This window comes from Oerskovia douganii (genome assembly GCF_015142735.1).
Lineage (GTDB): Bacteria > Actinomycetota > Actinomycetes > Actinomycetales > Cellulomonadaceae > Oerskovia > Oerskovia douganii.
The window spans coordinates 1-23,182 of record NZ_JACSPN010000012.1; the positions used below are offsets into that span (position 1 = coordinate 1).

The following is a 23,182-nucleotide window of genomic DNA, read 5'->3' on the forward strand; positions in this document are numbered from 1 at the left end:
TCAGAGCCGGGTTCCTAGACAGCTCCCACTCGACACGGAGGTCTCTCTTCACGTCAACAACGGTCCTGGTCAGTACATCTAGGCGCGGGAACCACCGTCCTGACGGGCTCACGAGCTCCGTCCGCCCCTTCCACCTGTCCGGACGCGTCGCATCGCCGTCGCGTCCTCATGTCCCGTGCCCGACGGGCAGACCAGAGAGTGATGTCCCATGAGCACCGACGTGACGAGCCTGCGGCGAGTCGACGAGCCGCCGTCGCAGACGGTCTCGACCGCCGGCACCCAACGCGCGGACATCCAGGGCTTGCGGGCGATCGCCGTCGCGGCCGTCCTGCTCTACCACCTCTGGCCTCACCGGTTGACCGGTGGGTTCGTCGGCGTCGACGTCTTCTTCGTGATCTCGGGCTTCCTCATCACCTCGCACCTGCTGTGTCGCCCTGTGCGGTCCGTCAAGGACCTCCTGGGGTTCTGGGCGCGCCGGGTGCGTCGGCTGATCCCGGCAGCGAGCGTCGTCCTGCTCGCGTCTCTCGTCGCCACGGTCGTCTGGCTTCCCGCGACCGTGCACACGACGGTCGCGCGCGAGGTCCTCGCCTCCACGTTCTACCTGGAGAACTGGGTGCTCGCGTGGTCGTCGACGGACTATCTCGCCGCGGAGGGAGATGGCCTCACCGGTGCAGCACTACTGGTCCCTGTCCGTGGAGGAGCAGTTCTACATCCTGTGGCCGATCCTGCTGGGGGCCGGCGCCTGGTTCGTCGCCAGGCGCCGGTCCAGCCTCCGGTGGTTCCCGCTGGCGGTCGTCGGGACCGTGGTGCTGGCGTCGTTCGCCTGGTCGGTCCACCTGACGGGCACGAACCCGCCCGCCGCGTACTTCGTCTCCACGACGCGCTTCTGGGAGCTCGGCATCGGAGCGGTGCTCGCCGCGTTCGTCGCCTGGCGGCCGCTACGGCTCCACCCCACGGCTCGGGTGGTCCTGGCGTGGTCGGGGCTGGGGATGATCGCCGTGGCCGTCTGGTCCTTCTCCGCCTCGACGCCCTTCCCCGGTGCTGCCGCCGCCCTCCCGACGCTCGGTACCGCGATGGTCATCGCCGCGGCTCCCGACGACCTCCGGTACGGCCCGGGGCGCGGCCTCGCCCACCGCTGGGTGCAGTGGCTCGGTGGGGTCTCCTACTCGCTCTACCTGTGGCACTGGCCGCTGATCGTCGTCGCGCCGTTCGTGCTGGGACACCCGTCGACCTGGTCGGAGAAGGTGGTCCTCGTGCTGGTGGCTCTGCTGCTGGCAGAGCTGTCGAAGCGGTGGGTCGAGGACCCGCTGCGCGACGACCCCTGGATCAAGGGGCGCCTGCGCAGGACCTTCGCGCTGCTCGTGGTGTCGGCCCTGGTGGTCGGAGGCGCCGCGGTAGCGCTCCACGTCAAGACCGTGGCCGACGCACGGTCGGCGGCCGCGGCGGCGCAGGCCGCGGCGGAGCGCGCCCAGCAGTGCCTGGGCGCAGGTGCCGCACGAGACAGGACGTGCGAGCTCGAGGGGGAGGAGCTGGTCACCTCGCCCACGTTCGCCAAGACCGACAAGCCGATCGTCTACGCCGACGGGTGCTGGAACAGCCCGCCCTTCGAGCTGCACAGGACCTGCACCTACGGGAGCTCGGCGCCGTCCGCACGCGTGGCGGTCGTCGGCAACTCGCACGCTGGACACTGGGTCCCGGCGATGCTCCCTGCCGTCGAGGAGAACGGGTGGCAGCTCACGACCTACCTGCAGTCAAGCTGCTACACGGTCGACGTACCGGTCGTCTTCGACGACCAGCGGGCGACCGACGGGTGCCTCGAGACGAACCGGTGGGCGGTCGACGAGGTGTCCGACGGCACGTTCGACCTCGTCGTGATGTCCGACCGGACGTACGCCGAGCTGGTCGGGGTGCCCGCCGACCAGAAGGGCGACGTCGCTCGCGCCTCGTACGCGACGGTGCTGGGCCGGATCACGGCTTCAGGCACCCCTGTCCTGGTGGTCCGCGACACCCCGGTGGCCAAGGTGGACGTCCCGACGTGCCTCGAGACGGCCGAGGGCGACACGAGCGCGTGCGGCATGGACCTCGCCGACGGGATCGAACGTGACCCGCTGGCCGAGGCAGGTGCCGCCGACGCCTCCGGCCTCGTCAGCGTCCTCGACGTCAACGACCTCGTCTGCCCCGACGGCTACTGCGCGCCGGTGCTCGGAGGGGTCGTCACCTTCTTCGACCACGGGCACCTGTCGGCGACCTTTGCCGCGACGCTCGAGCCCGAGGTCACGGCCGCCATGGAGCAACGCATCGCGGGATGATCGACGAGGGGCCCGCTCAGCGTCCGGTGCCGCCGAGCATCCTCGTCGCCCGCGCGCGCACCCGCCCGGCGAGGGACCTCTTGATGATCCGCGGCGCGGCGTCCCCCTCGTCCTCCGTGAGGTCCCAGTAGGCAGACTTGGTGACGGTCGACGCGTCGGGCTTGTAGTACGGCTTGACGAACCCGAGGTGGGGCCGTTCCCAGGCGATGTCGCGTCGCAGGACGCGGGCGGGGGTCCCGGCCGCGATGACGTTGTTGGGGATGCGTCCCTTGACCAGCGAACGGAAGCCGATCACCGACCCGCGGCCGATGTCGGCACCGCCCAGCGCCACGGCCTCGCGCCCCATCCAGACGTGGTCGCCGACCGTGATGTCCCGGGCAGGGTTGACGCGGAGCCCCGTGCGGATGTCGAAGATGGGGTGCCCGTCGTCGCCGCGCAGCTGGTTGCCGCTCGCGAACATCACGTCGTTCCCCACCGCCACCGTGGTCCCCTCGACCGCGGAGATCAGCACGGTCGTCGTCGTCGTGACCCCGTCGCCGATCCGCACCGTGGAGTCCTCCGCGATCCGGACGTTGTAGTCGGTCCAGCTCTGCCGGGGGTTGGCCCCCAGGTAGAACGTGCCGTTGTTGGCATCGAAGGTGAGCTGCAGCCTGCTGACCATCGCACCGGGAGCCACGACCACACGGTTGTTCTTGCCCCGGATGACGATCTTGACTGTTCCGTGCTGGCCGGAACCCGAGGACTCGACACGGTTTCCTGCCTCGTCCTCGTAGGGTTCCAGGGAGGTGAGGGTGATCGGCATGGGTGGCAGTCTAGGGCCTGTCCGGAGGCCGGTCGCCGCGGCCGTAGACTACCGCGCAGCGCACGACCGCAACGAAGGAAGACATGGAATCGCGAAGAGCTGCCGACCCCGCCCACCTGCTCGTCGGAGTGGTCCTGGGGGCCGACCCCGCGACCGTGGCGACGTTCCTGGCCGGTATCGAGCCGGACCTCGAGGGGCTGGGGGATCGGGCACGGGTCCTCCTCGTGAGCTCGGACGCGGAGGTCCGGGCTCTGGCCACGCGCTGGGCCGCGGCGCACGCCCCGACCGTCGAGCTCGTCGACGGGCCTGACGACCTGATCGAGGGGCGGAACGCCGTGCTCACGGCCCCGCTGCCGACGGGATGGCCGGCCGCGCAGACCTGGGTCCACGTCCCCGACGTCCGAGACCTGCCTCTTCCCGGGGCATGGAAGCGATACCTGGAAGGAGCGACGGCCTTTCCGGAGGCAGCGGTGCTCCGCGGGGTGTCGGCCGAAGACGCCGGCTCGGAGGCTCTGCACCTCGTGGACCTGCGCCGGCAGCCCGAGCTCGCCCCGACCCTCCTGCGCGACTCGGCGGTCCGTGCCGACCTCCTGGGCTCCGCCGGGCCGCGCCTGGACGCGCGCCTCGCCGCGGGATTCGCCGACGCGCGGCTGCTGGCCGGGGCGCTGCGGGCAGCGTCGGCTCCCACCGTCGCGTGGGTGCCAGGGGCCGCCTACGTGTTCGGGGAGCGGGACGACGAGCTGACGGGCGGACGGTCGTCGTTCGCCGACCCGCGACGGTTCGTCGAGTCGCTCCGGGACGGGCACCTCGTCGTCCTGGGGGACGACGCCCCGCCGTGGGCGCAGCACATGGTGCTGTCGGACCTGCAGTGGTACTTCCGGGCCGACGAGGCGCTGAGCGGGCAGATGAACGCTGAGATGCACCATCTCTCGACCGAGTTCCACGCGTTGCTGTCCCAGGTCTGCGCCCGGCTGAGCACCGACGTCCTCGACGAGGCCCAGGTCCCGCCCGTGCGACGGGCGGCGATCGAGCACGGGCTCCGGGGAAGGACCTGGCACGAGGAGACCGCCCTGCTCGAGGCACGTGACCGACCGCGGAGACTCGTGCGCCTCGCGTACCTGTTCACGGGCGACCTCCCGGCCGAGGAGGTTCTCGTGGACGGGGCGCCCTCGCGCCCTCGATGGGCCAAGACGCGGTCCCACGCCTACGCGGGCCGCACCCTCGTCAGTGAGCGCATCCTGTGGGTGCAGCACGGGCAGGACGTGCGGCTGGAGCTCGACGGAGCCACCGTCCGGGTGGCGCGGACGCGACCGCGCGAACCGCGGCGTCGGTGGACGGCCGCAGCCGTCGCGGCGGCCTTCGCCCCGAGGAAGGAAGCGCCGAGCCTGACGCCCGGGCAGCAGGCACGCAAGCTCGCGAGCCCGTCGTGGTGGCGCGAGAAGCTCGTGCTGATGCTGGCCGGGACAGGTGCCGTGCGCCGGCGCTTTGCCGGGGCCTGGGTCCTGCTGGACCGGGTCGAGAGCGCCAACGACAATGCCGAGCACCTGTTCGCCCACCTGCGCCGGACCAGGCCGGACCATCGGGCGTTCTTCGCCGTCGAGCGGGGGACCGCGGACTGGAAGCGTCTTCGCGCGGACCACGGCGCGCAGGTCCTCGCCTACGGCTCCCTCCGGTGGAAGCTCGTGTGCCTCAACGCGACGCACGTCCTGTCCTCGCAGGCCGGCCCGTACGTCTCGAACCCCGAGGCGCTCCGGCCCTTCGGACGGCGGTCGTGGAAGTTCGTCTTTCTCCAGCACGGGGTCATCGCGACCGACCTGTCGCGCTGGCTCAACCGGCGCACCTTCGATCTCTTCGTCACCTCGACGCCCGCGGAGTTCGCGTCGATCGCGGGGGACGGAGGGTTGTACAGGTACACGCCCCGCGAGGTGGTCCTGACGGGTCTGCCTCGGCACGACCGGCTCGTCTCGCTCGACCGGTCGGGGTCCGTCCGCCAGGACCGTCTGCTCCTGGTCCCGTCGTGGCGGGAGTACCTCCTGGTGGGCCAGGCGGACGCGACCGGACGGCGCGCGCTCCGGGAGGACTTCGAGCAGACGCACTACGCCCGCGCCTGGTGGGGGCTGCTGCGCTCCGAGGAGCTGCGCGCCTTTGCGTCCGACCACGGGCTACGGATCGCCTTCATGCCGCACCCCAACATCCAGCCCTACCTCGCCAGCCTCGACGTGCCTGACCACGTCGAGGTGCTCACCTACGCCGGCAACGACATCCAGGAGGTGCTCGTCAGCGCGCGCGTGGTCGTCACGGACTTCTCGTCCATCGTCTTCGACACCGCGCTGATCCGCAGGCCCATGGCGTACTACCAGTTCGACCAGGCCGAGGCGTTCGGGGGGACCCACACGGTCCGCCAGGGGTACTTCGGCTATCCGGAGGACGGGTTCGGCCCGGTGGTCGAGACCGAGGAGGCACTTCTCGCCGCTCTGCGCGACATCGCCCAGGACGGGTTCGAGCTCTCCCCGCTCTACCAGGAGCGGGCCGCAGCGGCGTTCCCCGCCCCGGACGACGGGGCGTGCGAGCGCGTTCTGCACGCCGTCCACGAGCTGGATACGCCGACGAGCGATGCCCCTGTCGCGGTCCCCCCGTCGCCGCCCAACCGACCGACCCCACGTGTTCCTGCCGTCCCCGGGACCGGGGGGCGAGAGGCCGCCGGAAGGGCCTTCGGCAGCCTCTAGGATGTCCTCGACGTCCGATGCGAGACGCGAGTACTCGAACATGGGGAAGACCGAAGTGATGCAAGCAGTGGGGAGCGCGGTCGAGACGGACCCCGCTGGGGAGTCGCACCAGATCGACCCTGACAGATCCCTCCCGTGGCTGACCGTGGTCACGGCGGTGTACGGAGCCGAGGACTACCTGGCCGACTTCATCCACTCCCTGGAGCAGCAGGGGGAGGACCTCGCGGGCGTCCGCGTCGTCGCCGTCGACGACGGGTCGCCCGACTCGAGCGGCGCACTCCTCGATGCGTGGGCGGAGCGGTCGCCAGGACTCGTCCAGGTGATCCATCAGGAGAACGGGGGAGCGGCGGCGGCGCGCAACGCGGGTCTGGCCCTGGTCGAGACCCCGTGGGTGACCTTCGCCGACCCGGACGACATCCTGGAGAGCGGCTACTTCCGCTCGGTCCGCGCCTTCCTCGAGGCGAACGGTGAGGTGTCCATGGCGGTGACCAAGCTGGTCTTCCTCCACGAGGCGACCGGGCAGCTCACCGACTCGCACCCGCTCCGGTTCCGGTTCGAGCGCGGCAACCAGGTGGTGGACATCTCCCGGTTCCCCGACTACTTCCACCTGTCGGCAGCCACCGGGTTCTTCCGGCGCGAGGTGATGGAAGGCCTCGACCTCCGTTTCGACGAGCGGATCCGCCCGAACTTCGAGGACGGGCACTTCATCGTGCGCTACCTGCTCGGAGCGCGGTCGTCGGCCGTCGGGTTCGTGGCCGACGCCCGCTACAGGTACCGCAAGCGAGCCGCCGGCTCGTCCCAGATCGACACCGCGCTCACGCACCCCGAGCGCTTCACGAACGTTCTCCGGTTCGGCTACCTGGACGCAGCGAAGCGCGCCGTCGAGGCGACGGGAGAGGTCCCGCGCTGGCTCCAGACGCTGCTCGTCTACGAGCTCCAATGGTTGCTCTCGGCCGACGAGGGGATGTTCGGGCGCAGCGCAGCCACCGTCGGGGTGGCAGACGAGTACATCGATCTCATGTTCGAGATCCGCAGGTACATCGGCACGGACGCCATCCGCTCGTACGCGATCACGCCGATGCCCCTGATCCGGCGGCTCGTGCTCGAGCGCGGGCTGGTGGCCGAGGACTGGGTCACGCCGAGGGTGACCCTCCAGACCGTCGACACGACGGAACGCTGGGTCCGGCTGACCTATCACTTCGTGGGTCGACGGCCCACCGAGGAGATCCTCGTCTCAGGCCGGGTCGCGACGACGACCAAGGCGAAGTACCGCAGGATCGAGCACGCCGAGCGACCGATGATGTGGGAGCGCATCATATGGTTGCCCATGCGGGGGACGATCGAGATTCGGCTCGACGGGGTGGCCATGCCGCTCGTCCGGCAGGGTCAGCACCTCGTGCCGACCGTGATCCGGGCCGGGGACGTCGACAAGCTCTTCGGGAACATCCCGAGGTTCCGCAAGCCCAAGGCGGGCGTCAAGAACCCCAAGCGTTCGACCGGATGGTGGGAACGCACCTTCGGTGAGAAGGCACGAACGGCTCGCGGAGCCGCCCGGACCCAGCGGATCGCGGAGTCGAGGCTGGTCCGTCGGTTCTTCGCCGACGCCTGGGTCCTCATGGACCGTGACAGCAATGCGTCCGACAGCGCCGAGCACCTGTTCAAGCACCTGCGGGCGAAACACCGTGAGATCAACGGGTGGTTCGTGATCCGGAGGGGGACGGCGGACTGGAAGCGTCTTCGTCGCGAGGGCTACAAGCGCGTCGTGCCGTACGGGTCCTTCGCATGGAAGCTCCTCGCGCTCAACGCCACGTTCATGGTCTCGTCGCACGCCGACGCGTTCGTGTACCGCCCTCCGGAGATGAAGGACCTCGGGCCGCTCCGCTGGCGCTTCGTGTTCCTCCAGCACGGCGTGACCAAGGACGACATCTCGAGGTGGCTGCGGGGGAAGCCGATCCGTCTCCTGGTCACCACGACGACGGGCGAGCACGAGTCGTTCGTGGGCGACGGCAGCTCCTACGACCTGACGGCACGCGAGGTCGTGCGGGCCGGACTCCCGCGACACGACCGGCTGGTGAAGCTCGGGAAGGAGTGGGACGGTCGTCGCGACACCATCCTCGTCATGCCGACGTGGCGTCACTACCTGGTCGGAGAACGCGACGTGACGGGGGCGCGCGCGGCCGACGCCTCCTTCGGGTCGTCGGACTTCGCGACCGCGTGGCGCGCCCTGCTGACGTCGGACACGCTCCGTGAGCTCGCGGTCCGTACCAGGACCAAGGTCGTCCTCATGCCTCACCCCAACCTCTCGCCCTATCTCGGGGCCTGGGGCCTGCCCGACTGGGTCACGGTCGGCAGCTACGAGAGCGTCGACGTCCAGGAGATGATCGCGCGGGCGAAGGTCCTCGTGACGGACTACACGTCGGTCGCTTTCGACGCCGCGGTCATCAGGCGACCGAGCGTCTACTACCAGTTCGACAGGGACCGGGTCTTCGGAGGTGGGCACACCATGCGGGTGGGGTACTTCGACTACGCCCGCGACGGGTTCGGACCGGTGCACACGGACGCCGAGTCGGTCCTCTCCTCCGTGGAGACGATCGTCGGCGACGGCGGCAGGCCCCAGGACGAGTACCTGGCCCGGATGGAGCAGGCCCTTCCCCACCGCGGCGGCAGCAACAGCGAACGCGTCGTGAAGGCGATCGCGAAGATCGAGAAGGACATGCGCTGGGTCTGAGGCGCGGACATGACGACGGGCCCGACTCCTGCAGGAGTCGGGCCCGTCGTCATGTCGGCAGCGTCACCGGTGCGGCGAGCGGAGTCCCGGCCCGACGTGGGTGCACGTCGGGCAGGGCAGGCTCACCGCAGCGAGGTGGGCGGGCAGGTCAAGACCTTGCCACGTACTGGATCGAGACGTACTCCCAGGACGAGGTGTCCCGAACCCGCCACGTGCCACCTGAGATGTAGGCGCTCGGCACGACGGCGACTGCCGTGAACTCTGCGCACTCGTCGTATCCGATCGCCGGCGTTTCCCAGATGCTCCCCGGGACGTAGGCGTCGCCGTCGTCGTAGACGACGCCGTTCGACCCGACGAACTCCACGTCGAGGTCCAGCCACGGATAGGCGGTGCCCTCGCCCGAGTAGCAGACGGCGGCAGGAGCCGTCAGGAGGTGGGAGCTGCCTGCGTAGGGGGTGTTGCTCGTGCTCCCGAACACGCCGATCCACGACGTCAGCGGGAACAGGTGCCCGGGACGGTAGGGGTCGGTCCGCGTCGAGTCGACGAAGAGGAACACCGGCGTCGAGTACCTCGTCCCGGCGACGTTCGAGACCTTGACACGGTACTGCTTGCTCCCGTGGACGGTCTTCGCCGTGAAGGACAGGGTGGACGTCGTCCTGCCGACCATGTTCGTCCAGGTCGTCCCGTCGTCGCTGACCTGCCACTGGTAGCTCAGGCCACCCCCGGTAGCGGTGACGGTGAACTTCGCGTTCTGACCGGTGCTGACCCATGACGCCTGCGGCTGGCCCGTGATCCTCGGGGTCGCGATGCCGACCGGCCAGGCGACCTTGGCGGTGGGGGTGCTGGTGCGGGTGGCGGTGATGTAGGCGGTGCGCTTGCCGGTGGTGGTGACGGTGATGGTCTTGCCGTGGTGGGCGGTGGTGAGGGTGAGGGTGTTGCGGGTGGCTCCGGTGATGGGGGTGCCGTTGGCCTTCCACTGGTAGGTCGTGGTGGTGGCGGCGGGGGTCCAGGTGGGTGCGGTGGCTCGGAGGGTGGAGCCGACGCGTGCGGTGCCGGTGATGGTGGGGGCCTTGGTCGTGGTGAAGGGCTTGACGACGGTGGCGGTGGCGGTGCTGGTGCGGGTGGTGGTGGTGTAGCCGGTGCGCTTGGCGGTGACGGTGAACGTGATGCGCTTGGCGTGGTCGGCGGTGGTGAGGGTGTAGGTGGAGCGGGTGGCGCCCTTGATGGCGATGCCGTTGCGCTTCCACTGGTAGGTGTAGGTCGCGGTGGGGGACCAGGTGCCGCGTGAGGCGGTGAGGGTGGAGCCGACGCGTGCGGTGCCGGTGATCTTGGGTGCGGGGGCGGTGGTGAAGATGCCGGCGGTGACGGCGGTGGTGGCGGTGCTGGTGAGGGTCTTGGTGGTGTAGCCGGGGCGGGTGGCGGTGACGGTGAGGGTCAGGCGCTTGCCGAGGTCGGTCGCGGTGGGGGTGTAGGTCGCGGTGGTCGCGCCCTTGATCGCGAGGTTGTTGGCCTTCCACTGGTAGCTCAGGGCCGCTCCGGGGGCCCAGGTCCCGGGCTGGGCGGTGAGGGTGCTGCCCACGCGTGCCGTCCCGGAGACCACCGGGACCGGCGACGCCGAGAACACGGCCAGGGCCACCTTGGCGGTCGAGGCGCTCACGACGGACTGCGTCGCGTAGCCGGGGAGGGACCCGGTGACGCTCACGCTGAAGGAGGCTCCGGCGTCGGAGGCGCCCAGGACGATCGACGGGCCGGTGGCACCGAGGATCGGCTGGCCGTCACGCAGCCACTGGATCGAGAGCGCTGCCGCGGGCGACCAGGAGGGGATCGTGACCGTGAGGGTCGACCCGACGGCCGCAGAGCCGCTGATGACCGGGACGGTGGTGACGAGCGTCCCGTCGGAGACGGGTGCCGTCGGGGCGCTCGAGACCGTCACGGGAGCTGCGCCGTCGAGCGTGCCGGTCACGTCGGCGCGGAGCACCACGCCGGCGAGGGTCGCGGGGATCGAGAGGGTGGCCTCGGTCGCACCCTCGATCGCGATCTCGTCCGCGAACCACTGGTACGTGAGCGCCGTGGCGGCCGGGGTCCAGCCGTCGCTCGTGACCGTGACGGTGGCACCGACCTGCGGTGTCCCCGTGACAGCGGGAGCCTGCTCCGGTGCGACGACGGTCGGGGTCTCGTCGACCGCCGGCTCGGTGGGAGCGGCCTCGCCCGGTCCTCCTGCGGCAGGCGGCTCAGGAGCGGGAGGGGCCTCGACGGCAGTCTCGACCGCCGCGGGCTCGGCGGTCGGCTCTGCCTTCGCGGCGCCGGCAAGGGCGACGGGACCGACGAACAGCGACAGGGCCGTGACCGTCGCCGTGAGGATCCGCGCGCGGTGGCGCGCGGAGGAGGTTCGTGACATGCGGGCTCCACTTCGAGTAGCCGCCCCACCGTGGGTCGGCGACCAGAGACTAGTGGTACTGGAGTGCCTGCGGATACCGAAATGTCCCTTCTGGGCGAGCAGGGGCGGGTGAATTATCCGGTGGTCGACACCCGGCCCGCACAGGGCGGCAGGCCCGCCGGACGAAAGAGGGGCCGACTCCCGACGGAGCCGACCCCTCTTCGAGCCCAGGACGGGCGAGCAAGCGCTACCGCTTCGACTTGCGGTAGCCCGCCGCGACGGCCTGCGCCTCGGTGTCGAAGCACGCCTCAGGGATGGTCACGGCGTAGAACTGGCCTCCCGGTACGTGGTAGATCCACTCGCCCGAGCTGGAGTGGTTCCCCTTGACACGGCAGCTGCTGACCTTCGCGGTCGGAGCGCTCACGCGGCTCGCCGTCGCGTAGGTGGAGCGCGATCCCGTGACGGTCACGGTGATCCGCTTGCCCACGTCGCTCGCGGTCAGGCGGTAGGACGTGCTGCGCGCGCCGGGGATCGTGACGCCGTCCCGCTTCCAGGTGTAGGTCAGCGACGCGCTGGGCGACCATGCCGGGGTCCACGCCGAGAGCGTGGTGCCCAACCAGGCGTTGCCGGAGACCACCGGAGCGGACGTGGACGCGAACGCACGGGTCACTGCCGCGGTGGGGGTGCTGGTGCGGGTGGCGGTGATGTAGGCGGTGCGCTTGCCGGTGGTGGTGACGGTGATGGTCTTGCCGTGGTGGGCGGTGGTGAGGGTGAGGGTGTTGCGGGTGGCTCCGGTGATGGGGGTGCCGTTGGCCTTCCACTGGTAGGTCGTGGTGGTGGCGGCGGGGGTCCAGGTGGGTGCGGTGGCTCGGAGGGTGGAGCCGACGCGTGCGGTGCCGGTGATGGTGGGGGCCTTGGTCGTGGTGAAGGGCTTGACGACGGTGGCGGTGGCGGTGCTGGTGCGGGTGGTGGTGGTGTAGCCGGTGCGCTTGGCGGTGACGGTGAACGTGATGCGCTTGGCGTGGTCGGCGGTGGTGAGGGTGTAGGTGGAGCGGGTGGCGCCCTTGATGGCGATGCCGTTGCGCTTCCACTGGTAGGTGTAGGTCGCGGTGGGGGACCAGGTGCCGCGTGAGGCGGTGAGGGTGGAGCCGACGCGTGCGGTGCCGGTGATCTTGGGTGCGGGGGCGGTGGTGAAGATGCCGGCGGTGACGGCGGTGGTGGCGGTGCTGGTGAGGGTCTTGGTGGTGTAGCCGGGGCGGGTGGCGGTGACGGTGAGGGTCAGGCGCTTGCCGAGGTCGGTCGCGGTGGGGGTGTAGGTCGCGGTGGTCGCGCCCTTGATCGCGAGGTTGTTGGCCTTCCACTGGTAGGTGAAGGTGGCTCCGGGGGTCCAGGTCCCGGGCTGGGCGGTGAGCTTGCTCCCGACCCGGACCGCTCCCGCGACGACCGGGACCGGCGACGCCGAGAACACGCCCGCGGCGACGACCTGCGCGGCGCTCGTCCGGGCCACGGTCTCGTACCCGTACCTGGATGCCCTCAGCGTGACGGCGAGCTTCTTGCCGTGGTCCGCAGCGACGGGAGTGTAGGTGGAGGCGGTGGCCCCGGGGACGGGCTTGCCGTCGACGAGCCACTGGTAGGTGAAGCTCGCGCCCTCGGTCCAGCGACCGGTCATGGCGTCCACGCGCGAGCCGACCCGGACTGTCCCGGCGAGCGTGGGATCGGGTGAGGTCGTGAACGCGGCGAGGGTCACGGGTGTCGTGGGGGTGCTGGCAGCGGTCACGGCCTCGTACCCGGGACGGGACGCCGTGACCCTGACCGAGATGCGGGCGCCGACGTCGGTCAGGAGCGGGCGGTACGTCGGTTCGCCGTAGGCCGTCGACACACCGTCGCGGAACCACTCGTACCTCAGGTCGACGGGAACGGGCCAGGTGGGGGTGGTGACCGACAGGGTCGAGCCGAACGCTGGCTTCCCGACGATCGTCGGGACGAAGTCGCCCAGGACCCTCGCGCTGACCGGGGGCGTCGGGGCGGTCCTCACGGTGACCGGGTCGGCGCCGGTCGCGGAGCCCGTGACCTCGGCGAGGAGCGTCGCGCCCATCAGGTCGTCGGTCACGAGCAGGTCGGGGCCGGTGGCGCCGGCGACCGGAACGGTGGTGCCCTCGTGCTCGGCGAACCACTGGTAGGTGAGCGTCACGTCCTCCGGCAACCACGGCAGGGTGTAGACGGTGACCGTCTCGCCCGGGACCGGGATCCCGCCGATCACCGGTCGGTCGGTGGGCGGCACCACGACGGGGGCCGGCGGGGGGACCGGGTCCGCAGCGGACGAGACCTGTGCGCTGCCGACAGGTTCGGGGCCGGCAGGTGCCGCGACGGCCGCGGGGGCCACGAGGATCGACAGTGCCGTGACGGCCGCTGTCAGCAGCCCGGGGAACCGGCGGGAGGACGAGGGACGAGACATGCGGGCTCCACTTCGTGTGGCCGTCCCACCGTGGGTCGGCGACCCGAGACTAGCCGTCGCCCACCGCCCGTGGGCGCCCGTGGACGGGATCGGCCCGCCTCGAGCGGGTGAAGTTCTTCCGCGGGCCCGACGGCGGAGCCCGGCCCGCGCACGGGAGGTCCCCGCCGCCGTCGGGCCTGGACGCACGACAGGCCGGCACCCCCGTGGGGTGCCGGCCTGTCGCGAGGCGGGGAGCGGAGGTCAGGCCTTCGCGGCGGCCTTGAGGTCGTCGACGAACGTCGGGTTCGCCTCGAGCCACTCACGCACCGAGGCGTCGTTGTCGGAGCCGCCGTTCTCGTTGAACATGATGTTCTCGAGCGAGAAGAGCTGCTCGTCGGTCAGGGTCAGCGCGGAGATCCAGGACGCGACGTCGGGGTGGTCCTCGGTGAAGCCGGTGCGTGCGACCGTGTGGATCTTCTCGGCCTCGCCCATGGCGCCCTTCGGGTCCTCGAGGTCCTTGACGGGGAACGCGTCGTAGGCCCAGTGGGGACGCCACAGCGTCACGGCGACGTTCTCGCCCGCGTCGGTCTTGCTCTTGAGCTCGGCAAGCATGGCGGGCGTCGAGGAGATGACGAAGTCCATCTCGTCGAGTCCGTAGCCCGGGATGGCCTCGTCCTGGGTGATGCGGGTCAGGCCCGCGCCGGACTCGATGCCGACGAGACGGTTGTCGAACTGGTCGGCGTTCGCGGCGAGCTCCTCGAGGCTGTCGACCGGGGCGTCCTCGTTGACCGCGATGGTCAGCTTGGCGTCGTCGTACCAGTAACCGAGGTCCTCGAGGTCGTCGCCGTACTGCTTCTTGTAGTCGGCGTGCGTGAGCGGGAGCCACATGTCGAAGTTCAGGTCGAAGTCGCCCCCGGCCATGCCCGTGTAGACGATCCCGGGGTCGGCGGTCTCGGTGCTGACGTCGTAGCCCTCGTCCTCGAGGATCGCCTTGAACAGGTGGGAGACGGCGATGCCCTCGTCCCAGCCCGAGTGGATCGCGATGGTGATGTCCTTGTCGGCCTCGCCCGAGCCGCCGGCGTCGGTGCCCGAGGCGCAGGCCGAGAGCCCGAGGCCCAGGGCCAGCGTGGAGGCGACGACCGCGGTGCGACGACGGGCCTGGTGGTGACGTGCGGGAGACATGGTGTCCTTCCTTCGCGGGCAGGCCGCTGGCGCGGCGAGACCCGTCTGGGTGGTGGTGGTGCAGGGAGTGCGGGGCCGCCCGGGCGGGACCGGGCGGGCGGAGGCTCAGACGGCCGTGGCGGCGAGCGCCTTGGCGACGGGCGAGCGGGTGCTGAGCGCTGCGGTGACACGGTCGAGGAAGACCGCGAGGATCACCACGGACAGGCCCGCCTCGAAGCCGAGCGAGATGTTGATGCGCTGGAGCGCCGCGACGACGTCGCCTCCGAGGCCGCCCGCGCCGACCAGGCCGGCGAGCACGACCATCGAGAGCGAGAGCATGATGACCTGGTTGACGCCGGCCATGATGGTCGGCATGGCGAGGGGGAGCTGGATCTGGCGCAGGATGCGCCCGGGGGTGGAACCGAACGCGTGGCCGGCCTCGACGACCTCGGAGTCCACCTGCCGGATGCCCAGCTCGGTGAAGCGGACGCCGGGGGCGAGCGCGAACACGACGGTCGCGACGATGCCGGGGACGGCGCCCGTGAGGAAGATCATGACCATGGGGATGAGGTAGACGAACCCCGGCATGGTCTGCATGAAGTCGAGCACCGGGCGCACGACGCGTGAGACCTTGTCGTTCCGGGCGGCCCAGATGCCCAGCGGGATGCCGATCGCGAGCGCGATCACGCTGGCCACGAGCACGAGGGCGAGCGTCGCCATCGCGTTGTCCCACTGGTCGACGCTCGCGATGACGACGAACCCGACGAGGGTCGTGACGGCGAGCCGCCATCCCTTGGCGAAGAACGCGAGGGCGGCCAGGACGAGCGCGACGACGACGAACGGCGGCCCCTGGAGGACCGACGCGAGGGCGTCGTAGCAGGTCAGCAGGACGTCCTTGACGACCGCGAAGAAGGGCTTGAACGTCGCGATGAGCCAGGTGACGAACACGTCGACCCAGTCACCGAGCGGCAGGCGGGGGATGAACGTGTCGGTGGCGCTCACGCGTCCGCTCCTTCCGTGGTGGGGACGTCTCCTGCGATGGTGTCGCCTCCGGTCGTCGGGGACGGTTCGTCCGTCCCGTCGGCGTCGGGCACGTCGGGCTCGTCGAGCGTGGGCGGCACCATGGCCTCGAGCAGGGTCACGCGCGGGATGACGCCCACCAGGCGGTTCTTGTCGTCCGTCACGGCGATGGGCAGCGGTGACTCGGCCGCCGGTGCGAAGAGCTCCGAGAGGGGGGTGTCGACGCTCACGGGCGCGACGCCGTCGTGCACGATCGACTCGATGCTCGTGGCGTGGTCGCCGCTCGACTTGAGGAGCGCGACCGCGTCGTCGTCACGGACGACGCCGCGCAGGACCCGCTGACGGTCGACGACGAAGGCCGCCGACACCTGCGCCTCGCGCATGGTGCGGCTCGCGACGCGGGGGCCGCCGCCGAGGGGGACGACGGCCGTGGGCCGGACCATGAGGGAGGCGGCCGTCAGGACCCGGGTGCGGTCGACGTCGGCGACGAACTGCGCGACGTAGTCGTTCGCGGGGTCGGACAGGATCTCCTCGGCCGTGCCGATCTGGACCGTGCGGCCGTCGCGCATGACCGCGATCCGCTCGCCCAGGTGCATGGCCTCGTTGAGGTCGTGCGTGATGAAGATGATGGTCTTGCCCAGGGTCTGCTGCAGGTCCAGGAGCTGTTCCTGCATCTCGCGCCGGATGAGCGGGTCGAGCGCGGAGAACGCCTCGTCCATGAGCAGGATGTCGGTGTCGGCGGCGAGCGCGCGGGCGAGGCCCACGCGCTGGCGCATGCCGCCGGAGAGCTGCGAGGGCAGGGAGTCCTGCCAGCCGCCCAGGCCCACGAGGTCGAGGGCCTGCTGGGCCTTCTCGCGCCGCTCGGCCTTGCCCATGCCCTGGATCTCGAGGGGGTACGCGGCGTTGTCGAGCACCGTGCGGTGGGGGAGCAGCGCGAAGTGCTGGAAGACCATGCTGACGCGGCTGCGGCGCAGTGCGCGCAGCTCCTTGGCGCTCACGGTCGCGAGGTCCGCGTCGCCCAGCAGGACGTGGCCCGCCGTGGGCTTCCACAGCCCGTTGAGCATGCGGATCAGGGTCGACTTGCCCGAGCCGGACAGGCCCATGACGACGAAGATCTCGCCCTGCTTGACGTCGAAGCTCGCGTCGATGACGGCGGCCGTCCCCAGGGGCTTGACGTCGGCGCGGCTCGCACCGTCCTTGAGGCGCCGGACCGCTTCCTGGGGGCGGCGGCCGAAGACCTTGTAGACGCCCTGGACCCTCACGGCCACGGGCCGGTCGTCAGGCAGGGGGTCGGCGCCGTGGGCGCCGGGGAAGGGCTCGGTGTCGACCGGGATGAGGACGGGTGCGGTCGACGTGGGTGGCTCGGTGCTCGTGCTCGTGCTGGTGCTGCTTGCGGTCATGCTGGCGGGTCTCGCCACCTTCCAGGTGTCGTGGCGGGTCCGGAACGCTCCGCGGAGGGCGCCAGGGTGACCTGGCTGCGACCTCCCGGTGCGCTCAGCGCCGTCAGGCGCGTCACGGTCCACCGGATCGAGGCCTGCTGCCGGGGGCCGCCCGGGTGGGTGGCCACCGCACGTCGCAGCGGGCTCTGACCCGTCGAGGAGCGGCGTGGGGCCGCACCTCGTCGAGTCGATCTGTCTCCAGCACCCTGCCCGATCCGAGGTCGAATTGCTACCGAGCAGCAGGCGTGCATGGCGGATTCGAGGGAGATCCTTTGCTGACTTATCGTTGCAACCGCGCGGCTTTGACCAATTCTGGGATCGTTATCGCTTCGTGACCTTGATTTGGTCAAGCAGATCTGCTACCGCGAGCGGGTGGACCGCGTCGTCGGGATGGCCGAGGTCGCCGCTCTCGAGTCCGGCGCACGGGGCATCCGCGCTGACCGGCGCCGCTCACCGCGCCACCTGCCCGGCGGCGCGGTGAGCACCCCCCGACGGCGCGGTGAGCACCCCCGGCGACGTGCGAGGTGCCCCCGGTAGTCTGGAGCGACACCGTCGGAACCGTCGTTCGGAGCACCATGTCTTCTGCCACGCCCGCCGCCCAGGCCTCGTTCGACGAGGTCCCCGGCCGCTACAAGGTCCGCGACCTGTCCCTCGCCGAGGCGGGTCGCCACCAGATCCGCCTCGCGGAGCACGAGATGCCCGGGCTCATGGCGCTGCGGGCCGAGTTCGGTGCGTCTCAGCCGCTGGCCGGCGCACGCATCGCGGGCTCGCTCCACATGACCGTCCAGACGGCCGTCCTCATCGAGACCCTCGTCGCGCTCGGTGCGCAGGTGCGCTGGGCGAGCTGCAACATCTTCTCGACGCAGGACGAGGCCGCCGCGGCGATCGCCGTCGGTCCGCACGGCACGCCCGAGGACCCGCAGGGCGTCCCGGTCTTCGCCTGGAAGGGCGAGAGCCTCGAGGAGTACTGGGACTGCACCGAGCAGATCCTGCTGTGGCCGGGCGACGAGGGCGCGAACCTCATCCTCGACGACGGCGGTGACGCGACCATGCTCGTCCACCTGGGCCTGCAGTACGAGCGCCTCGGCACGGTCCCCCCGGACACCCTGCCGGGCGAGCCGGACCACACGCACGAGATGAACGTCGTGCGCGCCGTCCTGCGCCGCGCGCTCGCGGCCGACCCGCTGCGCTGGACGGGCATCGCCGAGCAGCTCCTCGGCGTGACCGAGGAGACCACCACGGGCGTGCACCGCCTGTACCAGCTCGCCGAGTCGGGCGAGCTGCTGTTCCCGGCGATCAACGTCAACGACTCCGTCACCAAGTCGAAGTTCGACAACAAGTACGGCATCCGGCACTCGCTGCCCGACGGCGTCAACCGTGCGACCGACGTCCTCATGGGCGGCAAGGTCGCGTTCGTCGCGGGCTACGGCGACGTGGGCAAGGGCGCTGCCGAGGCGTTCCGCGGCCAGGGCGCGCGCGTCATCGTCTCGGAGGTCGACCCGATCTGCGCGCTGCAGGCCGCGATGGACGGCTACCAGGTCGCGCGCATCGAGGACGTCCTGGGCGAGGCCGACTTCTTCATCACGACCACGGGCAACAAGGACGTGGTCACGGCCGAGCACATGGCCGCGATGAAGAACAAGGCGATCGTCGGGAACATCGGTCACTTCGACAACGAGATCGACATGGCGGGGCTCGCGCAGATCCCGGGCATCACGCGCACCGAGATCAAGCCGCAGGTCCACGAGTGGACCTTCCCCGCAGCCGACGGCGAGGAGCCGCGCTCGATCATCGTCCTGTCCGAGGGGCGCCTGCTCAACCTGGGCAACGCGACGGGGCACCCGTCGTTCGTCATGAGCAACTCGTTCTCGAACCAGGTCATCGGCCAGATCGAGCTGTTCGAGGACAGCAAGCGCCCGGAGGGCGAGCGGACGTACGAGCGAGAGGTGTACCGCCTGCCCAAGGTCCTCGACGAGAAGGTCGCGCGCCTGCACCTCGACGCGCTGGGCGTGCGCCTGACCGAGCTCTCGAAGAGCCAGGCCGACTACCTCGGCATCCCGGTCGAGGGGCCGTACAAGCCGGAGCACTACCGCTACTGAGCGGACCCGCGCGCCCCTGAGGGGGCCCGACGGCGCAGGGCCGGGTTCCAGGAGGAGCCCGGCCCTTCGTGGTGGTCGCCCCGGGTGGGGTCGATGCGTCGCCCGGGCCCCGGAGCGTCGCCGCCGGCGGTTCACCCTGTCACCCTGAGCGCTTTCAGGGGTCCTGCGCGACGATGGTCCCAGCAGCGCCGACAGGAGAAGACGATGGCGACGGTCCCGAGCGAGCCCACGATCAGCGACTCCGAGCGAGCAGAGCTCGAGGCCCTGCGTGCCGAGGTCCGGCGTCTGCGCGCCGATCGCGCCGCGCCGCCGGTCGAGCCCTCCGGTCCGGTCGGTCGGCGTCGGGGCGGGTGGCTGCGGTGGACGTCCGTCGCGGTGCTGCTGGTCCTGGCGGGTGTCCTGATGCTCGGCTCGGTCCTGGCGCGGTACGTGCGCGCGGAGATCATGGACACCGACCACTACGTGGCGACCGTGACGCCGCTCGGCGCGGACCCTGCGATCCAGGCCGAGGTCAGCTCCAAGGTCAGCGCGGCGATCCTGGACCGGATCGACCTCGAGACCCTCACGACGCAGGCGCTCACGACGCTCACCCAGAACGCCGAGCGTCTCCCGCCGCAGGTCATGGGGCTGGCGCCGCTGCTCGCGAGCCAGGGCGAGTCGTTCGTGCGCTCGACCGTGGACCGCCTGGTCACGTCCCCGCGGTTCGAGGAGCTGTGGATCGTCGCGAACCGTCAGGCCCACAAGAACCTCGTCTCGGTGCTCACGGGGGAGGGGGACACGTCGGTCACGGCCGACGCGAACGGGCAGGTCACGCTCTCGCTCGGCCCCATGATCGACGAGGTCACGCAGCGGCTCTCGGCGCGCGGCTTCACGTTCGTGGAGAACCTGCCGTCGATCAACCCGCAGTTCGTGCTGTTCACCTCGGACGACGTCGTCACCGCCCAGCGTGCGGTGGCGTTCCTGAACAAGGCGGCGAACGTGCTGCCGTGGCTCTCGCTGCTCGTCGCGGCCGGGGCGGTGTGGGCGGCGCCCCGTGGCCGTCGCCGTCGTGCCGTGGTGCTCGCCGGCGTCGCGTACGTCGTCGCGATGGCGCTCCTCGCGATCGGGGTCACGGTCGGCCGCTCGCTGTACCTGGGCGCGGTGCCCTCGGACACCCTGTCGCCCGCGGCCGCGACGGCGCTCATCGACGCGGTCCTCGTCCCGCTGCGCACGTCGCTGCGCGCGGTGTTCGCGTTCGGGCTGGTAGTCGCGCTCGCCGCGTACCTCACGGGTCCGAGCCGGTCGGCCGTGGCCGTGCGCGGCGGCTTCAACCGGCTCGTGCGCGCCGCGAGCCGAGGGCACGCGGGGGACGGCGGCCGGGCCCCGCACCCGTACGAGGTCTGGGTGGCGAGGCTGCGCTGGCCGCTGATCGGACTGGTCCTGGCCGGTTCGCTGACGGTGCTGGTGTTCTCGCGCTACCCGAGCGGCAGCACGATCCTCGTGATCGCCCTGGTCGCGGCCGTCCTCGTGGTCGCGATCCAGGTGGTGTCCGCGCCCGCCCGCGGTGCGGCGGCGGTGAGCGGACCGGACGAGCCGGGCGGCGCCGTCGGGCAGGAGGGGCCCGCCCCGGAGGAGTCCCGGACGCCCGCCGCGCCGTAGCGCGGCCCGGGACATGGGGGACAACCCCCCTGCACGACGGCGGCGCGCACCCTGGGCACGTGCGCCCCGACCGGGAAGACTGGTGGGACCGCTCGAACCACATCCAGGAGTCCTGCCACCATGTCTGCTGTGACATCCCCCCAGCCGCCGTCCGGCGATGCCGCCCCCGCACGCGAGCCCTCGCCGGGGTACCCGACTCCGCCCACCGGTGCTACCGAGCCGCTGCCCGCCTCGCCGACCAGCGGCTCGTCGCCCCGTCTCGGACGCGTCGCCGCCGACCTCGACCCCCGCTACGTCGACCTGCGCGAGCCCGTGGGCTTCCTCCAGGCCCCGTTCGCCGGCCAGACCTGGCGAGAGTTCGGCTACCTGTGGCTGTCGCTGTTCATCACCCCGTTCGCGTTCACGTACGTGGTCTTCACCGTGAGCTTCACCGCGGGCATCCTGGTCACGGTCGTCGGGCTCCTGGTCTCGGGGGGCCTGGTCCTCGGGGCGCGCGGCTGGGGCGGGATGTACCGCTCGATGGCACGCTCGATGCTCTCGGTCGACGTGCTCGCCCCCGCACCGCACGAGCTCCGCAGGGGCTTCTGGCGCTCGCTCTGGTCGAACCTCTCGGACGGCCCCGGGTGGCGCGCCATGACGTTCATGTTCGTGACGTTCCCGCTCGCACTCACCGCGTTCGTGGTCACGGTCACGTTCTTCTTCGTGTCGCTCGGGGCCGCGACGCACTGGCTCTGGTCGCAGTACCTGCCCGAGCAGCTCGGCGCCGACGGCGAGTGGCACCGCGGTGCCCAGATGGCGCCCGACTGGTACGTCGACACGCCCCTGCGGCAGTCGGCGCTCGCTGCGGTGGGGATCGCGCTGTGGTGGCTGTGGCCGCAGCTCGTGCGCGGCTTCGCCCAGCTCTTCCGCCTCCTGACGATCAACCTGCTCGGTCCCACGCGCGCGAGCCTGCGCGTGGCGGACCTCGAGAAGTCCCGCGGCAAGACCGTCGAGGACGCCGACGCCAAGCTGCGCCGCATCGAGCGCGACCTGCACGACGGCACCCAGGCCCGGCTCGTGGCGGTCGCGATGCAGCTCGGCGAGGCCAAGGAGCAGCTCGCGTCCGGGGGCGACGCGAACGAGGCGCTCGAGCTGGTCGACAACGCGCACGCCTCGACCAAGGAGGCGCTCGTCGAGCTCCGTGAGCTGGCCCGGGGCATCCACCCGCCCGCGCTCGACAACGGCCTCGCGGTCGCCCTGGAGACGCTCGCAGCCAGGTCGCCGCTGCCCGTGACGGTCGACGTCGACCCGCGCATCGACCCGTCGCCCGCCGTCGAGACCATCGCGTACTTCTGCGTCGCCGAGCTCGTGACGAACGCCGCGAAGCACGCCCGCGCCACGGGCGTCTACGTGCTCGTCGAGGAGCAGGGGTCGCGGCTGCGCCTGCGGGTGCGCGACGACGGCCAGGGCGGTGCACGCGTCTCGACCCCCGACGCGCGCGGGCACCGGTCCGGGCTCGCGGGGCTCGAGGAACGGGTTCGCTCGGTCGACGGCACGTTGGACCTCGTGAGCCCGATCGGTGGGCCTACGGTGGTCACGGTCGTCCTGCCGAGCAGGGTCTGACCGCCCCCGTCCGTCGCCGGCCCGGGTGCCTCGACCGAGGCGCTCGGGCCGACCCCTCGACACAGAAGAGGTACCACCGTGCGGCTCGTGATCGCCGAGGACTCCGTCATCCTGCGCGACGGCCTCGTCGCCCTCCTCACCCGTCGTGGCCACGAGGTCGTCGCGGCCGTGGGCGACGGCGACGCCCTCGTCGCGGAGGTCGCGCGGCTCGCTGCCCTCGGCGAGCTGCCCGACGTCGTCATCATCGACATCCGCATGCCTCCGACGTTCACCGACGAAGGGCTGCGCGCGGCGCTCTCCCTGCGCGCCGCGTCGCCAGGGCTGGGTGTGCTGCTGTTCTCGCAGTACGTCGAGACCCGGTTCGTGAGCGAGCTCCTCACGGGCGGCGCGGAGGGGGTCGGGTACCTCCTCAAGGACCGCGTCGCGGACGTGAGCGAGTTCCTCGACGCCCTGACCCGCATCGCCGCAGGTCAGACCGTGCTCGACCCCGAGGTCGTGAGCCAGCTCATGGGCGCCTCGCGCTCGGACGACGGCCTGGCCCGCCTCACGCCGCGCGAGCGCGAGGTCCTCGGGCTCATGGCGCAGGGGCGCTCGAACACCGCGATCGCCGAGAACCTGTTCCTGTCCTACGGGGCGGTCGAGAAGAACGTCACGGCGATCTTCGGCAAGCTCGGCCTGCCGCAGGACGCGGGGGACCACCGCCGGGTGCTCGCGGTCCTGAGGTACCTGCGGGACTGAGCCGCCCGCGGCGCCGCCGGGCACCGGGGGGACATCCCCCGGGGCGATGACCGGCGCGCCGCCCGGCCCTCGGGGGAGGGTCCCATTCCGGGACGTACCGGGATTTTCG

The 23,182-nt window shown here is 71.3% G+C and carries 13 protein-coding genes and 1 pseudogene; 8 read left to right on the forward strand and 6 right to left on the reverse strand.

The features are described from left to right. Positions 1 to 208: 208 nt before the first annotated feature. Together H9623_RS20185 and H9623_RS19800 are read left to right on the forward strand one after the other, a co-directional pair. A pseudogene (locus H9623_RS20185) lies at positions 209 to 511 on the forward strand (acyltransferase family protein); the annotation flags it as partial. Between the two features lie 145 nt (positions 512 to 656). Further along, positions 657 to 2,309 carry an acyltransferase family protein gene (locus H9623_RS19800; RefSeq protein WP_265332936.1) on the forward strand — a complete coding sequence of 551 codons (1,653 nt, stop codon included), beginning with the start codon at positions 657 to 659 and terminating at the stop codon, positions 2,307 to 2,309. A 16-nt stretch (positions 2,310 to 2,325) separates the two neighbouring features. On the opposite strand, the gene H9623_RS10290 is transcribed toward H9623_RS19800, so the two are convergent. Beyond that, complete coding sequence (locus H9623_RS10290; RefSeq protein ID WP_193719960.1) at positions 2,326 to 3,111, reverse strand: acyltransferase; 786 nt, start codon at positions 3,109 to 3,111, stop codon at positions 2,326 to 2,328. An 83-nt stretch (positions 3,112 to 3,194) separates the two neighbouring features. Between H9623_RS10290 and H9623_RS10295 the strand changes: the two genes are divergently transcribed. After that, positions 3,195 to 5,837, forward strand: coding sequence for a CDP-glycerol glycerophosphotransferase family protein (locus tag H9623_RS10295; RefSeq protein ID WP_193719961.1), 2,643 nt, complete (start codon positions 3,195 to 3,197; stop codon positions 5,835 to 5,837). A gap of 40 nt (positions 5,838 to 5,877) precedes the next feature. Next, positions 5,878 to 8,565 carry a bifunctional glycosyltransferase/CDP-glycerol:glycerophosphate glycerophosphotransferase gene (locus H9623_RS10300; RefSeq protein ID WP_193719962.1) on the forward strand — a complete coding sequence of 896 codons (2,688 nt, stop codon included), beginning with the start codon at positions 5,878 to 5,880 and terminating at the stop codon, positions 8,563 to 8,565. Between the two features lie 148 nt (positions 8,566 to 8,713). Here the strand turns inward: H9623_RS10300 and H9623_RS10305 are convergent, their stop codons facing one another. The 5 genes from H9623_RS10305 to H9623_RS10325 form a co-directional block, all read right to left on the reverse strand. Beyond that, on the reverse strand, positions 8,714 to 10,963 hold the full coding sequence (locus H9623_RS10305) for a hypothetical protein (protein WP_193719963.1): 2,250 nt from the start codon (positions 10,961 to 10,963) through the stop codon (positions 8,714 to 8,716). A gap of 226 nt (positions 10,964 to 11,189) precedes the next feature. Continuing rightward, entirely contained in the window at positions 11,190 to 13,397 is a 2,208-nt protein-coding gene (locus H9623_RS19805) for a sunset domain-containing protein (RefSeq protein WP_193719964.1), read from the reverse strand. Between the two features lie 240 nt (positions 13,398 to 13,637). Then, positions 13,638 to 14,558 carry a glycine betaine ABC transporter substrate-binding protein gene (locus H9623_RS10315; RefSeq protein ID WP_193719965.1) on the reverse strand — a complete coding sequence of 307 codons (921 nt, stop codon included), beginning with the start codon at positions 14,556 to 14,558 and terminating at the stop codon, positions 13,638 to 13,640. A 105-nt stretch (positions 14,559 to 14,663) separates the two neighbouring features. After that, positions 14,664 to 15,539, reverse strand: a complete 876-nt coding sequence (locus H9623_RS10320; RefSeq protein WP_193719966.1) for an ABC transporter permease — start codon at positions 15,537 to 15,539, stop codon at positions 14,664 to 14,666. Beyond that, positions 15,536 to 16,957, reverse strand: a complete 1,422-nt coding sequence (locus H9623_RS10325) for a quaternary amine ABC transporter ATP-binding protein (protein ID WP_193719967.1) — start codon at positions 16,955 to 16,957, stop codon at positions 15,536 to 15,538. Before H9623_RS10325 ends, H9623_RS10320 begins: the two co-directional genes overlap by 4 nt. Before the next feature lie 614 nt (positions 16,958 to 17,571). Here H9623_RS10325 and ahcY point away from each other — a divergent pair. The 4 genes from ahcY to H9623_RS10345 all read left to right on the forward strand — a co-directional run bounded on the left by ahcY (position 17,572) and on the right by H9623_RS10345 (position 23,073). Continuing rightward, positions 17,572 to 19,095, forward strand: coding sequence for an adenosylhomocysteinase (ahcY, locus tag H9623_RS10330; protein ID WP_193719968.1), 1,524 nt, complete (start codon positions 17,572 to 17,574; stop codon positions 19,093 to 19,095). Positions 19,096 to 19,299: 204 nt separating this feature from the next. Then, positions 19,300 to 20,733: a hypothetical protein gene (locus H9623_RS10335; RefSeq protein WP_193719969.1), complete on the forward strand. Its 1,434-nt coding sequence runs from the start codon at positions 19,300 to 19,302 to the stop codon at positions 20,731 to 20,733. A gap of 120 nt (positions 20,734 to 20,853) precedes the next feature. Further along, positions 20,854 to 22,335, forward strand: a complete 1,482-nt coding sequence (locus H9623_RS10340) for a sensor histidine kinase (protein ID WP_193719970.1) — start codon at positions 20,854 to 20,856, stop codon at positions 22,333 to 22,335. Between the two features lie 78 nt (positions 22,336 to 22,413). Beyond that, positions 22,414 to 23,073 (forward strand): response regulator transcription factor, encoded by a 660-nt coding sequence (locus H9623_RS10345; protein WP_193719971.1) that lies wholly within the window; start codon positions 22,414 to 22,416, stop codon positions 23,071 to 23,073. Positions 23,074 to 23,182: the final 109 nt, after the last annotated feature.

What these genes read in the sequence shown, in the direction of transcription:
- H9623_RS19800 (WP_265332936.1), top strand. Translation starts at nt 657, where the DNA reads ATGGCCTCACCGGTGCAGCACTACTGGTCCCTGTCCGTGGAGGAGCAG.
- H9623_RS10290 (WP_193719960.1), bottom strand. Translation starts at nt 3,111, where the DNA reads ATGCCGATCACCCTCACCTCCCTGGAACCCTACGAGGACGAGGCAGGA.
- H9623_RS10295 (WP_193719961.1), top strand. Translation starts at nt 3,195, where the DNA reads ATGGAATCGCGAAGAGCTGCCGACCCCGCCCACCTGCTCGTCGGAGTG.
- H9623_RS10300 (WP_193719962.1), top strand. Translation starts at nt 5,878, where the DNA reads ATGGGGAAGACCGAAGTGATGCAAGCAGTGGGGAGCGCGGTCGAGACG.
- H9623_RS10305 (WP_193719963.1), bottom strand. Translation starts at nt 10,963, where the DNA reads ATGTCACGAACCTCCTCCGCGCGCCACCGCGCGCGGATCCTCACGGCG.
- H9623_RS19805 (WP_193719964.1), bottom strand. Translation starts at nt 13,397, where the DNA reads ATGTCTCGTCCCTCGTCCTCCCGCCGGTTCCCCGGGCTGCTGACAGCG.
- H9623_RS10315 (WP_193719965.1), bottom strand. Translation starts at nt 14,558, where the DNA reads ATGTCTCCCGCACGTCACCACCAGGCCCGTCGTCGCACCGCGGTCGTC.
- H9623_RS10325 (WP_193719967.1), bottom strand. Translation starts at nt 16,957, where the DNA reads ATGACCGCAAGCAGCACCAGCACGAGCACGAGCACCGAGCCACCCACG.
- ahcY (WP_193719968.1), top strand. Translation starts at nt 17,572, where the DNA reads ATGTCTTCTGCCACGCCCGCCGCCCAGGCCTCGTTCGACGAGGTCCCC.
- H9623_RS10335 (WP_193719969.1), top strand. Translation starts at nt 19,300, where the DNA reads ATGGCGACGGTCCCGAGCGAGCCCACGATCAGCGACTCCGAGCGAGCA.
- H9623_RS10340 (WP_193719970.1), top strand. Translation starts at nt 20,854, where the DNA reads ATGTCTGCTGTGACATCCCCCCAGCCGCCGTCCGGCGATGCCGCCCCC.